This is a genomic window from Streptomyces sp. NBC_00490, from assembly GCF_036013645.1.
In the GTDB taxonomy this organism is placed as follows: domain Bacteria; phylum Actinomycetota; class Actinomycetes; order Streptomycetales; family Streptomycetaceae; genus Streptomyces; species Streptomyces canus_F.
This window is the reverse complement of the sequence record NZ_CP107869.1, coordinates 5,869,522-5,883,219: the sequence shown is the minus strand read 5'-3', so window position 1 is coordinate 5,883,219 and position 13,698 is coordinate 5,869,522. Positions and strand designations below refer to the sequence as shown.

Here is a 13,698-nt window from a genome sequence, read left to right as displayed (position 1 = left end):
GCATTTTGGCACGGTCGGACCCATGCCCGAGACCAAGGAAGCCCTCGCCTTCTACGCCGCCCAGAGCACGTACTCCGACCCGGGCACACTCGCCGGCGTCTACGCCGGTCTGCCGCACGACCCGGCCGAACTCGCCCGCATCGCACGGGACTTGCTCATCCACCGCCTCGAGGGCGACCTCTTCGGCCACACCCACCCGACCGACCGCCTCCACAACGACGCCGAGTCCCGGTACATCGACGACACCTTGCGCATCCTCGTCGCCCGCAACGCCGCCCCGCTGCCGGTCAGACGCGGTCCCGCCGACCGTTTCGTCGGCACCTGCCGGGACTTCACCCTGCTGCACTGCTCGTTCCTGCGCCACGCGGGCATCCCGGCCCGGGTCCGGATCGGCTTCGCCGACTACTGGGGGTCCAGCTTCCACGGCGACCACGTCGTCACCGAGTACTGGGACGCCGAACGCGGCTGGCTGCTCGCCGACGCCCAGCTCGCCGACCCCTTCGTCAGCGGCCACTGGAAGGTGGACTTCGACCCGATGGACGTCCCCCGCGACCGCTTCCTCGTCGCTGGCGAGGCATGGCGGGCGATCCGCGAACAGGGCGCCGACGAGAGGACGTTCGGCCTCCACGGCCCACAGGAGGGACCGTTCTGGGGCGAGCGGTACGTGACCGGCAGCATCCGCCTCGACCTGGCCGCCCTCAACAAGGTCGAGACCCTGCTGTGGGACGTCTGGGGAGAGGACGAGGGCGAACCGGGAACCCCCCTGCCGGAGCCGTCACGGAAGTTCTACGACGGGGTGGCACCAGTCGTCTCGGACGAGATCTCTTTCCAGGCAGCACGAAAGCTGTTCGCAGAGAACGAGGTGCTGCGCACCCCACAAACAGTGACCTCCTACGCCCCCTTCAACGGCCCGAGCGTCATAACGCTCCGCTAGGCCAACCCCCTCAGGGGCGCGGGGAACTGCGCGACCAGCCACGACGGCGCAGCACTCAACCGACTACCTCCCACCTCGCCCACCCCACCTGAACGCCCCCGAACAACCCGATACGCACAAGCCGCCGCCAACAACTCCCCCAACAGATCCGGATCCCCGATCTCCAGCCCCAACAGAGACTCGATCCGCTCCAACCGCTGATAGAGCGACTGCCGACCTATATGCAGCAGAGCCGCCGTCCGCGTAGGCGAGCACCCGTTCCGCAGATGCACCTCCAACGTCCGCACAAGATCACTCGCGTGGGCGGCCTCCCACTCCAACAACGGCCCCAGCGCGTGCTGCACCAACCGAGCCAGCCGATCCCGGTTCGCATCGACCCCGCCCCGCGTCAGCTCCCGTTCCAGCGCGAGGGCCCGGGACGACGTCACCAGCGGCCCCTCGGGCACCCCCGGCTCCGCGGCCGGGACGGTCAGCGCCAGCTCCAGGGTCGTACGGGCCGCCCGCAACGTATCGCTCCACCGCAGCCAGCCGCTCCCGACGGCGACGGCATGCCCGACGGCCACGGTCAGCCCGGGTTCGGCGGCGGAGCGGAACGCGTCCTGGACCCCTCGCACGGGGTCACCGGTCCGGGTCGCGGGCAACGCCAGCAGCGCCAGCACGTCTCCCGGAAACGCCGCCCGCAGGACACTCGCGCCGCCCAGCACCCGTACCGCCCGGTCCACCACCCCCGTCTCCCGGCTCCCGTGCACCGACACCCCGATCAGTCGCGCCCCGGGCCCCGGGTGGAACCCGGCGAGCGCCGCCCGCGCCTCCACCTCGGGCTGGTTCAGTGCCGCCCGGTCGGCGAGGTCGGCCAGCAGGGCCGCCGTGTGGTCGTCGCCCCAGGGCCGTACGACCGACCGCCCGGACAGCCCCCGCGCCACGATCGCCCGATTGGCGGCCTCCGTGATCCGTACGAAGGGCACGACGCGGTGCATGGCCAGCAGCGGCAGCTCCAGGCGGCGGGCCTCGTCGACCACCTCGGCCGGCATGGCGGGCAGGGACCTCCCCACCTCCACCGCGAGCCCGGCCGCACCGCGCGCGGCCAGCTCCCGGACGTAGCGGCGGCGGACCTCCTCGTCGGGGTCGGTGAGGCCGAAGCCGTTGGTGAGGAGCAGTTCGCCGCCGTCGAGGAAGTTGGCGCCCTCGTAGACCTCGCTGGAGTGCACCCAGCGGACCGGGCGGTCCAGGGCGCCCTCCCCGGCCAGCAGCTCGGGCTCGGCGGCGCGGACGGGGTCGAGGACAAGGACTTCGCGGAGGGTGAGTGCGGGCACGGGAACCTCCAGGGCGCTGACGGTCCCGCCGACAGAACGTCCGGCTGCGGGATGCGGGGAGAGTACTTTCCGCACGTTGCCCTCGTGTTTCGCCCCCAGGAGAGTGAAGGCATGGACCCCACGGACCCGCACACCCAGCTCGCCACCGCCGTCGCGGAGGCGCGCGCCGGTCTCGCCGAGGGCGGCATCCCGATCGGCGCCGCGCTCTACGGAGCCGACGGCGCCCTGCTGGGCCGCGGCCACAACCGGCGCGTCCAGGACGACGACCCCTCCATGCACGCGGAGACGGCGGCGTTCCGGGCGGCGGGGCGGCAGCGGTCGTATCGCGGTACGACGATGGTGACGACCCTCTCGCCCTGCTGGTACTGCTCCGGCCTCGTCCGGCAGTTCGGTATCTCGCGGGTGGTGATCGGCGAGGCGGCCACCTTCCACGGCGGCCACGACTGGCTCGCCGAACACGGCGTGGAGATCGTCCTCCTGGACGACCCCGAGTGCGTCGAGCTGATGCGCGACTTCATCAAGAACAACCCGGCACTCTGGAACGAGGACATCGGTGACTGAACAGCCCCGCATCCCCACGATCGACCTGAGGCCCTGGGTCGACGGCGACTCCGACACCCGCGCCGCCATCGCCCGCACCGTCGACGAGGCCCTCCAGACCGCCGGGTTCCTGCTGGTCACCGGGCACGGTGTGGACCCGGAGCTGCGGGCCGCCATCCGGGAGGCCGCGCGGAACTTCTTCCGGATGCCCGTCGACGTCAAGGAGCCTTACACCGCGAAGGTCGGCGGGCGGGGGTGGCTCGGCCCGGGTGCGGAGGCCAACGGCTACTCGGAGGGCACGGAGACCCCGCCGGACCTGAAGGAGTCGCTGACCTTCGCGACGCACGAGCCCTTCGAGGACCCGGAGATCAACGCGGAGTGGTACGCGCCCAACGTCTGGCCGGCGGAGGTGCCGGAGCTCCAGACCCTGTGCGCGGAGTACCTGGCACGGATGGGTGAGCTGGAGAACCGGCTCCTCGACCTGCTCGGTGTGGCCCTCGGGCTCGAACACGACTTCTTCTCCCGGCACATGGACCACCCCACGTACGGCTTCAACATCAACTGGTACCCCGGGACCGAGGTCATCGGCGAACCCCAGCCCGGCCAGTTCCGCATCGGCCCGCACACCGACTTCGGCACGGTGACCATCCTCGACCGGCAGGCGGGCAAGGGCGGGCTCCAGGTCTGGACGGACGAGGGCGGCTGGGAGGACGCCCCCTTCGATCCGGACGCCTTCACCATCAACATCGGCGACCTGATGGCCCGCTGGACCGGCGACCGCTGGCGCTCGGGCCGACACCGCGTACTGCCCCCACCGGCGGACGCACCCGCCGAGGAGCTCATGTCCCTCGTCTACTTCGGCGAGTGCACCCCCGGCACGCTGGTGGAATCGGTACCGGCACCGGTGGGACGGGTGGCGTACGAGCCGGTCGACTCTCACGCATACCTGCGGGAGAAGCTGGACTCGATCACGGTCGACTGACGCTCCGTGTGTCCGTACGGCGAAGGCCGGTTCCCCTGTGACCTGAACGTCACGGGAACCGGCCTTCGCCGTACAGCGGATACGTCTCGCCTACACGCCCGCGTAGGAGTGCTTGCCGGAGACGAAGATGTTGACGCCGTAGTAGTTGAACAGCCAGCAGCCGAACGCCAGGAGGGCGAGGTAGGCGGCCTTGCGGCCCTTCCAGCCGGCCGTGGCGCGGGCGTGCAGGTAGCAGGCGTAGGCGACCCAGGTGATGAACGCCCAGGTCTCCTTGGGGTCCCAGCCCCAGTAGCGGCCCCACGCGTCGCCCGCCCAGATCGCGCCCGCGATGATCGTGAACGTCCACAGCGGGAAGACGGCCGCGTTGATGCGGTAGGAGAACTTGTCGAGGGACGCCGAGGCGGGCAGCCGCTCCAGGAAGGAGGTGGCGAAGCTGCCGGGCTTGCCGCCGTTCGCCAGCTTGTTCTCGTACGAGTCCTTGAACAGGTACAGGATCGTGCTGACCGCGCCCACGTAGAAGACCGCGCCGCACAGGATCGCCGTGGAGACGTGGATGTAGAGCCAGTACGAGTGAAGGGCGGGAACCAACTGGTCGCTGGCGGTGTACAAGACAGTGACGGCGATGCCGAGATCGAGGAGGACCGACGTGATCAGGAACAGCCCGAGCCAGCGCACGTTCTTCCTCAGCGCGAGCAGCGTGAGGTACACACCGACGGCCACCGTGGAGAAGGTGATGTTGAACTCGTACATGTTGCCCCACGGCGCCCGCTCCACCGAGGCCGCGCGGGCGATGACCCCGGCGAGTTCGATGAGAAAGGCGAGCACGGTGAGGGACACGGCGATACGCCCGTAGAGGTCCCCCTGCTCGTCCCCACCGTGCGCCCCGGGCCCGTCCGGCACATCCCGCTGACCGACGGCGGCCCGCACCACGACCTTCGGCCGTTCCAGTACGGCGGTGGAGCCGCCCTTCTTCACCGTCACGGCCGGCGCCTTCGCCTTGGCGTCCGCCCCCTCGGTGAGCGCGGCGGCGGTTCGGCCGATCTTGCTGCGGCTACCGAAGATCCACTCGGTGATGTAGGCGAAGAAGGCCAGGGTGTAGACGGCCATCGCGGAGTAGATCAGCGTGTTGCTGAGATTCGCGAGGTGTTCGTTGGTGGCGGCGGCCAACTCGGTTGTGGCGGCGAGAGTCATTTCTCGGCCCCTTCGGCAGGTACGGCTTGGGGGTTGGGGGTGGTGGTGGAGTCTTCGTCAGGATCCGGCGCCCCGGGCGCCTGGTCGTAGAGGATCCCCGCGAGGTCGCCCAGTTCCTCCGGCACCTTCGCGGACTCGCTGCGGCCCAGGCCGGCCATCTCGACGACCGTCGCACCGTCGGCGCCCCTGACCGCCCGCACCCACACCCGGCGGCGGGAGATGAACAGGGACCCGGCGAGGCCGAAGATCGCGACGACCGAGCCGGTCAGTGCCCAGCCGCTGGCGGGCTGGCGGGTGACCTGGAAGTTGGCCCACTCCGCCGTGGAGTCGTAGGTGATCGAACCGGCGCCGCCCGGGAGCTTCATGGTCTCGCCCGGCTTGAGGTTCTCCCGCTGCTGCTTGCCCTTGGAGTCCTTGAACTCCTTCAGATGGGACTTGTCGAGCTGGTAGACGCTCTGCGGGATGCCCGCGTCGACCCCGAGGTCGCCGTAGTAGCCCGCGATGTTCAGCACCGGGTTGTTCAGCGCGGGGAAGGTGGAGGCCGTCTCGCTGCCGGGCGTGTACGTCGGCAGGAAGAAGGCCTCGAAGCCGAGCTGCTCCCGCACGCCCTTGGTGTTGCGGTAGCCGTCCATGACCTTGATGACACCCGAGGAGGTGATGTTGTTGTCGAGCGGCAGCAGCGGTACGGCGTCGCGGTAGACGACATTGCCCTTGCCGTCGCGCACCGTGATGACGGGGGCGTAGCCGTGGGCGGTGAGGTAGACCTTGGAGTCGCCGATCTCCAGGGGCTTGTTGACCTTGACGACCGTCCGCTTGGCCTTGCCGTAGGCGCCCAGGCGGTAACTGAGGTCGGCCTGGAAGGTGCGCGCGGTGCCCCGGTTGGGGCCGGTCTTCTCGTAGCTGCCCTGGAAGTCGTGGAGGGTGAAGCTGAACGGGTCCAGCTCGTCCTGGGTGAAGAGGGTGCCGGACTTGAAGTCGTCGTACTGCGTGAGGGTGTTGGAGAACCCGTCGCCCTCGACGACCAGCTTGTTGCCCTCCATCTTGAACAGCTGGCCCCAGGCGAAGGCGATCAGCATCACGATGAGCGCGATGTGGAAGGCGAGGTTGCCGACCTCACGCAGGTAGCCCTTCTCGGCGGCGACGTTGTCACCGGCGAGGTGGGCGCGGAAGCGGCGCTTCTTCAGCAGGGTGAGCGCGGCCTCGCGGACCTGCTCCGGCTCGGCCTCGGTGCGCCAGGTGGTGTAGGCGGGCAGCCGTGTCAGCCGCTTCGGGGCGCCCGGCGGGCGGCCGCGCAGCTGGCCGACGAACTGCCAGGTGCGGGGCACGATGCAGCCGATGAGGGAGACGAACAGCAGGATGTAGATCGAGGAGAACCACACCGAGCTGTAGACGTGGAAGAGGCCGAGCTTGTCGTAGACGTCCCCGAGGGTGGGGTTGGCGTTACGGAAGTCGGCGACCTTCGTCTCGTCGGTGCCGGTCTGCGGGATCAGCGAGCCGGGGATCGCGCCCAGCGACAGCAGCAGGAGCAGCAAGAGTGCGACCCGCATGGAGGTCAGCTGCCGCCAGAACCAGCGGACCCAGCCGATGACGCCCAGAGAGGGCAGGTTGGGGGCGTCCTCCACGGGGGCGGTGGACAGCTGGGAGGCCGCCGCGCCCAGGTCCTCGTCGCCGGTGGGGGCCGGGTCGGCGGGCGCGTTGGTCGTCGTCTTGCTCATCGATCAGATCCCCACAGTGAAGCCGTTGGACCAGACTTGCATCTCCTGCACAAGACGGTCCCACGCGCCCGTCAGCAGCAGCACACCGGTCAGGATCATCATCGTGCCGCCGATGCGCATCACCCAGACGTAGTGGCGCTTGACCCAGGCGAAAGCACCGAGGGCCTTGCGGAAGGCTACTGCGGCGAGGACGAAGGGGACGCCGAGGCCGAGGCAATAGGCGACGGTCAGTACGGCGCCGCGCAGGGCGCTGCCGTCCTGCATGGCGAGGGACTGCACCGAGGACAGCGTCGGTCCGATGCAGGGCGTCCAGCCGATGCCGAACAGAGCGCCGAGGAAGGGGGCGCCGGCCAGCCCGGTGGCGGGCCTGGTGTGGAAGCGGAACTCCCGCTGGGTGAGCCAGGGCATCATGCCCATGAAGAAGATGCCCATGACGATCATGAGTACGCCGAGCACCTTGGACAGGACGTCCCGCTCCTCCTGGAGGGTCTGTCCGAAGTACCCGAACAGCGCCCCGCCGGAGACGAACACGACGGTGAAGCCGAGCACGAAGAGCGAGGCCCCGGCGGCCATCCGGCCGCGCCGCGCCTCCGCGAGGTCGGTGCCGCTGACGCCGGTGACGTACGACAGATAACCGGGCACGAGCGGCAGGACGCACGGGGAGAAGAAGGAGATGAGGCCGCCGAGAACGGCGAGCGGCAGGGCGAGCAGCAGAGCGCCGCTGAACACGGTCTCGTTGCGGCCCACCGCCTCGGCGAGCGTGAACGTCGCGCTCACGTCACTTCTCCGCGAGGACGGGCTTGATCATCCCGGTCAGGGTGTCCTCGCTGAGCGCCATCAGCGCCCGCGCCGCGATCTTGCCGCTGCGGTCGATGACGAGCGTGGAGGGGATCAGCTGCGGGTTGAGCGTGCCCTTCTTGAAGCGGAGCATCTGCCGGCCCGTCGGGTCGTACAGGCTCGGGAAGGTGACCCCGAACTCCTTCTCGAAGTTGATCGCCGAGGTGGTGTTGGTGTCCCGGGTGTTGATCCCGACGAACCGGACGCCCTGGCCCTTGAGCTTCTCGGAGACGGCCTGGAGGTTCTTCGCCTCGGCCCGGCAGGGGGTGCACCAGGAGCCCCACACATTGACGACGAGGACCTGGCCCTTGTAGTCGGCGGTGGAGAGCTGCTTGCCGTCGATGGTCTTGCCGGACAGCAGGGGGGCGGCGTCCCGCTTGCCCTGGGCGACCGTGTCGACGCCGTCGTTCCCGGTGATGAAGTTGGTGTCACCGCTGCCGCCCACCTTGCCGCCGGAACTGCACGCGGTGAGGGTCAGCGCGGCTGCGGCGGCCGTGGCGGTGAACAGGACGGCTCGACGGTTGGTGCGGGTCAGGGCACTCATGTGAAAAGTTTCGCATGCCCGTTCTGGGGATCTTGCGCACCCCCCTTGCGGGCGGAAATCCGCATTTCAGGCGGCGTTCGCGGAGCTCCCGGCAGTACTGTCCGAGCTGTCCGAGCTGCTGTCCGGGCCAGCCTTCATGAACGTGTTCCAGCCACCGGCCGGTTCCTGTCCGACGTCCAGCGTCCGCAGCTTGGCCAGTACCTCCGGCTTCTGGACGTCCATCCAGTCGACGAACTGCCGGAAGGAGACCAGCCGTACGTCCTCGCCCTTCTCCTTCTCCGCCGCGATGTGCTTCAGGGCTTCCTCGACGGCGTCCATGTAGATGCCGCCGTTCCACTGCTCGAAGTGGTTGCCGACGAAGAACGGGGCGCGGTTGGACTCGTAGGCGCGCCGGAAGCCGGCGATGTAGGCCCCGGCGGCCTGCTCGCGCCAGGCCGGGTAGTTGTGGGCGGGCGCGTTGGTGGAGTTGATCGACTGGTTGGCGAGCATGTTGTAGTCCATCGAGAGGACCTCGAAGCTGCGCCCGGGGAACGGGATCGCCTGGAGCGGCAGGTCCCACAGCCCGCCCTTCTTCTCCGGCCAGACCTGGCGGCCGCCGGGCGAGGAGGCGTCGTAGCGCCAGCCGAGCTCGCGCGCGGTGGGCAGCAGGTTGTCCTGGCCGAGGAGGCAGGGCGTACGACCGCCGACGAGTTCCTTGTCGTAGTCGAAGGGCAGGGCGGGCAGATCGGTCCAGCCGGTGTTGGTCCGCCACTCCTTCACGAAGGCCTTGGCCTGGTCTATCTCGCTGCGCCACTGCTGGGGCGTCCAGTTGCCGACGGTGCCGGAGCCGGCGCAGAAGTGGCCGTTGAAGTGGGTGCCTATCTCGTGGCCCTCGAGCCAGGCCCGTCGGACGTTGGTCAGGGTGGCCTTGACGTGGTCGTCGGTGAGGTAGCCGATGTCGGAGGCGCCGAGGGGGTTGTTGGGCGGGTCGTAGAGCCGCTTCTTCGACTCGGGCAGCAGATAGAGCCCGGAGAGGAAGAAGGTCATGTGGACGCCGTGCTCCTTGGCGAGGTCCAAAAAGCGCGGGAAGAGTCCGTTGCCGACCTCGCCGGCGCCGTCCCAGGAGAAGACGACGAACTGCGGCGGCTTCTGGCCCGGCTCCAGCGGTTCCGGCCTGGCCGGCTGGTGGGGCTGCTTGCCCGTGTACGACGTGGAGCCGTCACCGAGCGGGCGGGCGCGGTGCGTCCGGGCACTGGGCTTGCTGCTGGGGGAACCTCCGGCATGGCCCGGCCCGTCTGACGAGGTGAGGGTGCCGCAGCCCGCGAGTCCGAGAGCGGCCGCACCACCCACACCGAGTCCGAGTGCTCCCCTGCGGGTGAGAGCGCGCATTGCATCCCCGTTCGTCACGTCCTGCGAAGTGGTCACCCATTCAGAGGACACGACGAACGAGGAGGTTCCCCCCGAACACGGAGATTCAGTAACAAATGCAACGAGCGGGCATCCAAGCGTCCCTTACGCCCCGAACGCCTTGTCCTGGCCCTTCACCGGCTTGGCCCCGGCACGCAGATGCGCGGGCACGAGATCGATCGCGGGCTCGCTGTACCCCACGGAAACGATCCTGTCGCCCTGGTACGTGAACGTCGTCAGCGACGCCAGCGTGCACTGCCGCCGCCGCGGGTCGTGCCACAGCCGCCGCTTCTCGACGTAGGACCGCACGATCCAGATCGGCAGCTGATGGCTGACCAGCACCGCCTCATGGCCGCGCGCCGCGTCCTTCGCGGCGTCCAGCGCCCCCATCATGCGGACGACCTGGTCGACGTAGGCCTCACCCCACGACGGCTTGAAGGGGTTGACCAGGTGCTTCCAGTTCTCGGGCCGCTTCAGGGCGCCGTCGCCGACGCCGAAGGTCTTGCCCTGGAAGACGTTGTCGGCCTCGATGAGCCGCCCGTCGGTCGCGAGGTCGAGGCCGTGCGCCTTGGCGATCGGCGTGGCCGTCTCCTGCGCGCGCTCCAGCGGGGAGGAGCAGACGTAGGTGATGTCCCGGGGGGCCAGGTGCTCGGCGACCCGGTCGGCCATCTGCCGCCCCAGCTCGGACAGGTGGTAGCCGGCGAGACGGCCGTAGAGGACCCCGTCGGGGTTGGCGACCTCACCGTGCCGCATGAGGTGGACGACGGTGATGTCGGGGTTGGTCGGGGTGCTCACGCGGTCGCCTCCGCTGCCGCTCGGGCCGCCGCCGGGAGGGCGTCGGCGATGCGCTGGACCGCCTGGTCGTCGTGGGCCGTGGAGACGAACCAGGACTCGAAGGAGGACGGCGGCAGATAGACGCCGTCGGCCAGCAGCGAGTGGAAGAAGGCGGTGAAGCGGAAGGAGTCCTGCTTCTTGGCGTCCTCGTAGTCCCGCACCTCACGGTCGGTGAAGAAGACGGAGAACATGTTGGAGGCGTTCTGCACCCGGTGGGCGACGCCTTCCTTGGTGAGCGCCTCGGTGACCAGCGACTGGATCCGCGCGGACACGGCGTCGACCTTGTCGTACGCGGCGTCGTCGAGCAGCCGCAGCTGGGCGAGGCCCGCGGCGGTGGCGACCGGGTTCCCGGAGAGGGTGCCGGCCTGGTAGACGGGCCCGGCGGGCGCGAGGTGCGCCATGACGTCGGCGCGGCCTCCGAAGGCCGCGGCCGGGAAGCCGCCGCCCATGACCTTGCCGAAGGTCATGAGGTCGGGCTTGACCCCGTCGATCCCGTACCAGCCGGCTCGGCTCGTCCGGAAGCCGGTCATGACCTCGTCGGAGATGTAGAGGGCGCCGTTCTTGGAGCACGCGTCCTTGAGGCCCTGGTTGAACCCGGGCCGCGGCGGCACGACGCCCATGTTGCCGGGCGAGGCCTCGGTGATCACACAGGCGATCTCGCCGGGGTGCCGGTGGAAGGCCTCGTGCACGGCCTCGAGGTCGTTGTACGGCAGGACGATGGTGTCGGCGGCCTGGGCCCCGGTGACGCCGGGCGTGTCGGGAAGGGCGAAGGTGGCGACTCCGGACCCGGCCGCGGCGAGGAGCGAGTCGACGTGACCGTGGTAACACCCGGCGAACTTGATGACCTTGGTCCGCCGGGTGAACCCGCGGGCGAGCCGGATGGCCGACATGGTGGCCTCGGTGCCGCTGGACACCAGCCGCACCTGCTCCAGCGGCTCGATCCGGGCCACCATCTCCTCGGCGAGCGCGACCTCGCCCTCGCCGGGCGTACCGAAGGACGTACCGCGCGACACGGCGTCCTGGACGGCGGCGATGACCTCGGGGTGTGCGTGCCCGAGGATCATGGGCCCCCAGGAGCAGACGAGGTCGACGTACTCACGCCCGTCGGCGTCGGTCAGATACGGGCCGGTGCCGGACACCATGAACCGGGGCGTACCGCCCACTGCGCGGAAGGCGCGCACCGGGGAGTTCACGCCGCCCGGTGTGACGGTGGCCGCACGGTCGAACAGTGCCTGTGAGGCAGGCGCATCGTATGAATAGGGCGTTTCGCTCATGACCTGCGACTTCTCCGACTTCTCGGACTCCGGTTGCCGACTTTCCTCCTCAGGGTAGGCCAGCGGCCCTGGGCGACAGCGGTCTGTGGTCCGACGGCATCTGCGAAACTGAGAGCTGATAGACACAGCTCGTGCGGCCCTTGGTGTTCGGGTGCTGCGATGATCCTGCGGACAGGTGTTTCAACGCACGTTTCGGCGGGCGGCCGTGGGGGAGGTCACTGACACGATGATCGGGTTGCGCGGCGGGGGCCACGCCTCCTAGAAAAGCAGTCGGGTGGAGATATGCATCGCGGTGGCGGACTGGGCGAGGGGACTGATGACCTGGGTCCTCGACGTGCCCGGCGGGGAAGGCACCGGCGCGACGCGGAGGAAGCCGCAGAATCACGTCAAGGACATGCGGTCCCGAGTGAGTCGGAGCGGGACGACCGACGTATCGAACGTCGGATCGAGCAGCTGGGGGCGGGGAGCAGGAATGGTGGTCGGGTGGGGGTGACGTACAAGTACTTCGGCGCGCCGGACGGTGCGACCGCGGCCCGCGTCCCGATCTCGATGCGCCCCGAGGAGCTCGGCGGCGACGAGCTCGGGATGAACGGCATGTTCACCAAGATCAAGCCGGAGACCATGGCGGCCATGGTCCTCACCGGCATAGAAGGCGTCCCGCTGCACAAGGTCCCCCCGCTCGAACTGGTCGTCCTGCACCCCGACTACGCGGTCGTGAAGCTCCCCATGACGGTCGTTGACCCGCTGCGCGGCATCGGCGAGGAAGCGGTCGGCGCGGCGGCGTTCATCTGGTCCACGGTCCCGGACCGCGGCGGCCCGCGGGACGCGTTCAACGTGTACCAACTGCTGCACGAGTGGCAGGACTTCAGCCACCGCCTGCACGAGGCGGGGCACCAGCCGTACTGCCTGGTGTGGCCCTGATCCGGGGCGTGTGCGTAGCCGCACCGCCCGAGAGATCCACGTGTCACGCCCCTGACAGGCCCGTCGGTGCGGCCGTACCATCACCGGGTGAACTCGTACTGGCACGTCGTTCTGCCGCCGCTCTGCGCCTGACGGGCGCAGACACCGAGAGCGGTTTGATTCCGGCCCCGACCGGCTCGTAGAAGCTGTCAGGGGTGCTCGTCGTGCGCCCGTTTCGGATCCGGTCCCAGACGTATTCGACGACGGAAGTACGACGACTGTGCCGAACCGCACGATCTCCCTGCCCCCCGCACGCCCTTCTCGCGCCGGCCTCCTCGGCGGCCCCGCGCCCATCCTCGCCTCGGCCGTCCTGTGGGGCACGACCGGGACCGCCGGCTCTCTCGCACCGGCCGGCGCACCGGCGGCGGCCATCGGCTGCGCCGGGCTCACCCTCGGCGGCCTCCTGCTGTTCCTGACCTCGCGCGGCGCCCGCTCGCTGCCGACCGCGTGCACGCGGGGCGAACGGCGGCTGCTCGTCCTCGGGGCGCTGGCGGTGGCCGGGTACCCCATCACCTTCTATCCGGCGGTCGCCCGGACCGGGGTGGCGGTGGCCACCGTGATCGCGCTGGGCAGCGCGCCGGTCTTCGCCGGGCTGCTGGCCTGGCTCACCGGACGGGCCCGGCCGACGTCACGCTGGGGCGCCGCCACCGGGGCCGCCGTGCTGGGCTGCGCCCTTCTGGTGCTGGGCCCCGAACTCACCGGAACGGCCACGCCGATGGACCTGACGGGCGTCGCCCTCGCGACGGGCGCGGGACTGTCGTACGCCGTCTATTCGCTGATCGGCGGTCGGCTCATCATGCGCGGGCACCCTTCCGACGCGGTGATGGGCGTGCTGTTCGGCGCGGCCGGGCTGCTGGTGCTGCCGCTCTTCCTGTACGTCGACCCGCACTGGCTCACGACCTCCCGCGGCGCGACGGTGACCGTGTACCTCGCCCTCTTCACCGTCTGTCTGGCCTACCGGCTCTTCGGCCACGGACTGCGCCACACCCCGGCGGCGACGGCCACGACGCTGACCCTCGCGGAACCCGCCGTCGCGGCGGTCCTGGGCGTCACCGTTCTCGGCGAACGCCTGCCGGCCGCGTCCTGGTGCGGGCTGGCCGTTCTGGCGGTGGGGCTGGTGCTCCTGACCGTGCCGGTGGGGGCGGGCGACCGTCACGGCTGACCGCCGTACGACGGGGACCGCACCGG

General features: G+C 69.9%; 13 protein-coding genes. 5 read left to right on the top strand and 8 right to left on the bottom strand.

Annotation, left to right across the window (positions count from 1 at the left end; all coding sequences use genetic code 11):
• Positions 1-22 precede the first annotated feature (22 nt).
• The gene (locus OG381_RS26795) at positions 23-934 is read left to right on the top strand and encodes a transglutaminase-like domain-containing protein (RefSeq protein WP_327718626.1); all 912 of its coding nucleotides are present in this window, start codon (positions 23-25) and stop codon (positions 932-934) included.
• Here the strand turns inward: OG381_RS26795 and OG381_RS26790 are convergent.
• A complete protein-coding gene (locus OG381_RS26790; protein ID WP_327718625.1) occupies positions 931-2,247 on the bottom strand; it encodes a PucR family transcriptional regulator in 1,317 nt (438 codons plus the stop codon). The genes OG381_RS26795 and OG381_RS26790 overlap by 4 nt on opposite strands.
• Positions 2,248-2,358: 111 nt before the next feature.
• On the opposite strand from OG381_RS26790, the gene OG381_RS26785 reads away from it, so the two are divergent.
• Both OG381_RS26785 and OG381_RS26780 read left to right on the top strand, forming a co-directional pair.
• Entirely contained in the window at positions 2,359-2,808 is a 450-nt protein-coding gene (locus tag OG381_RS26785; RefSeq protein ID WP_327718624.1) for a nucleoside deaminase, read from the top strand.
• The gene (locus OG381_RS26780; protein WP_327718623.1) at positions 2,801-3,769 is read left to right on the top strand and encodes an isopenicillin N synthase family dioxygenase; all 969 of its coding nucleotides are present in this window, start codon (positions 2,801-2,803) and stop codon (positions 3,767-3,769) included. The genes OG381_RS26785 and OG381_RS26780 overlap by 8 nt, the downstream gene beginning before the upstream one ends.
• A 90-nt stretch (positions 3,770-3,859) precedes the next feature.
• On the opposite strand, the gene ccsB is transcribed toward OG381_RS26780, so the two are convergent.
• The 7 genes from ccsB to hemL form a co-directional block, all read right to left on the bottom strand.
• Positions 3,860-4,960, bottom strand: a complete 1,101-nt coding sequence (gene ccsB / locus OG381_RS26775) for a c-type cytochrome biogenesis protein CcsB (RefSeq protein ID WP_327718621.1) — start codon at positions 4,958-4,960, stop codon at positions 3,860-3,862.
• A complete protein-coding gene (gene resB, locus OG381_RS26770; protein ID WP_327718619.1) occupies positions 4,957-6,675 on the bottom strand; it encodes a cytochrome c biogenesis protein ResB in 1,719 nt (572 codons plus the stop codon). Before resB ends, ccsB begins: the two co-directional genes overlap by 4 nt.
• 3 nt (positions 6,676-6,678) lie before the next feature.
• Positions 6,679-7,452 (bottom strand): cytochrome c biogenesis CcdA family protein, encoded by a 774-nt coding sequence (locus tag OG381_RS26765; RefSeq protein WP_327718617.1) that lies wholly within the window; start codon positions 7,450-7,452, stop codon positions 6,679-6,681.
• A gap of 1 nt (position 7,453) precedes the next feature.
• Positions 7,454-8,056, bottom strand: coding sequence for a TlpA family protein disulfide reductase (locus OG381_RS26760; RefSeq protein ID WP_327718616.1), 603 nt, complete (start codon positions 8,054-8,056; stop codon positions 7,454-7,456).
• Positions 8,057-8,122: 66 nt separating this feature from the next.
• On the bottom strand, positions 8,123-9,424 hold the full coding sequence (locus OG381_RS26755) for a polysaccharide deacetylase family protein (protein ID WP_327718615.1): 1,302 nt from the start codon (positions 9,422-9,424) through the stop codon (positions 8,123-8,125).
• A gap of 123 nt (positions 9,425-9,547) precedes the next feature.
• Complete coding sequence (locus tag OG381_RS26750) at positions 9,548-10,195, bottom strand: histidine phosphatase family protein (RefSeq protein ID WP_327722564.1); 648 nt, start codon at positions 10,193-10,195, stop codon at positions 9,548-9,550.
• Positions 10,196-10,233: 38 nt separating this feature from the next.
• Positions 10,234-11,550 carry a glutamate-1-semialdehyde 2,1-aminomutase gene (hemL, locus tag OG381_RS26745; RefSeq protein WP_327718614.1) on the bottom strand — a complete coding sequence of 439 codons (1,317 nt, stop codon included), beginning with the start codon at positions 11,548-11,550 and terminating at the stop codon, positions 10,234-10,236.
• A 483-nt stretch (positions 11,551-12,033) separates the two neighbouring features.
• Here hemL and OG381_RS26740 point away from each other — a divergent pair, with 483 nt between their 5' ends.
• The gene (locus OG381_RS26740) at positions 12,034-12,471 is read left to right on the top strand and encodes a hypothetical protein (protein WP_003974483.1); all 438 of its coding nucleotides are present in this window, start codon (positions 12,034-12,036) and stop codon (positions 12,469-12,471) included.
• Positions 12,472-12,730: 259 nt separating this feature from the next.
• The gene (locus tag OG381_RS26735; RefSeq protein WP_327718613.1) at positions 12,731-13,672 is read left to right on the top strand and encodes a DMT family transporter; all 942 of its coding nucleotides are present in this window, start codon (positions 12,731-12,733) and stop codon (positions 13,670-13,672) included.
• Positions 13,673-13,698 lie beyond the last annotated feature (26 nt).

Coding starts and splice junctions, on each gene's coding strand:
- OG381_RS26750 (WP_327722564.1), bottom strand. CDS start 10,195: ATGCGGCACGGTGAGGTCGCCAACCCCGACGGGGTCCTCTACGGCCGT.
- OG381_RS26755 (WP_327718615.1), bottom strand. CDS start 9,424: ATGCGCGCTCTCACCCGCAGGGGAGCACTCGGACTCGGTGTGGGTGGT.
- OG381_RS26760 (WP_327718616.1), bottom strand. CDS start 8,056: ATGAGTGCCCTGACCCGCACCAACCGTCGAGCCGTCCTGTTCACCGCC.
- resB (WP_327718619.1), bottom strand. CDS start 6,675: ATGAGCAAGACGACGACCAACGCGCCCGCCGACCCGGCCCCCACCGGC.
- hemL (WP_327718614.1), bottom strand. CDS start 11,550: ATGAGCGAAACGCCCTATTCATACGATGCGCCTGCCTCACAGGCACTG.
- OG381_RS26795 (WP_327718626.1), top strand. CDS start 23: ATGCCCGAGACCAAGGAAGCCCTCGCCTTCTACGCCGCCCAGAGCACG.
- ccsB (WP_327718621.1), bottom strand. CDS start 4,960: ATGACTCTCGCCGCCACAACCGAGTTGGCCGCCGCCACCAACGAACAC.
- OG381_RS26785 (WP_327718624.1), top strand. CDS start 2,359: ATGGACCCCACGGACCCGCACACCCAGCTCGCCACCGCCGTCGCGGAG.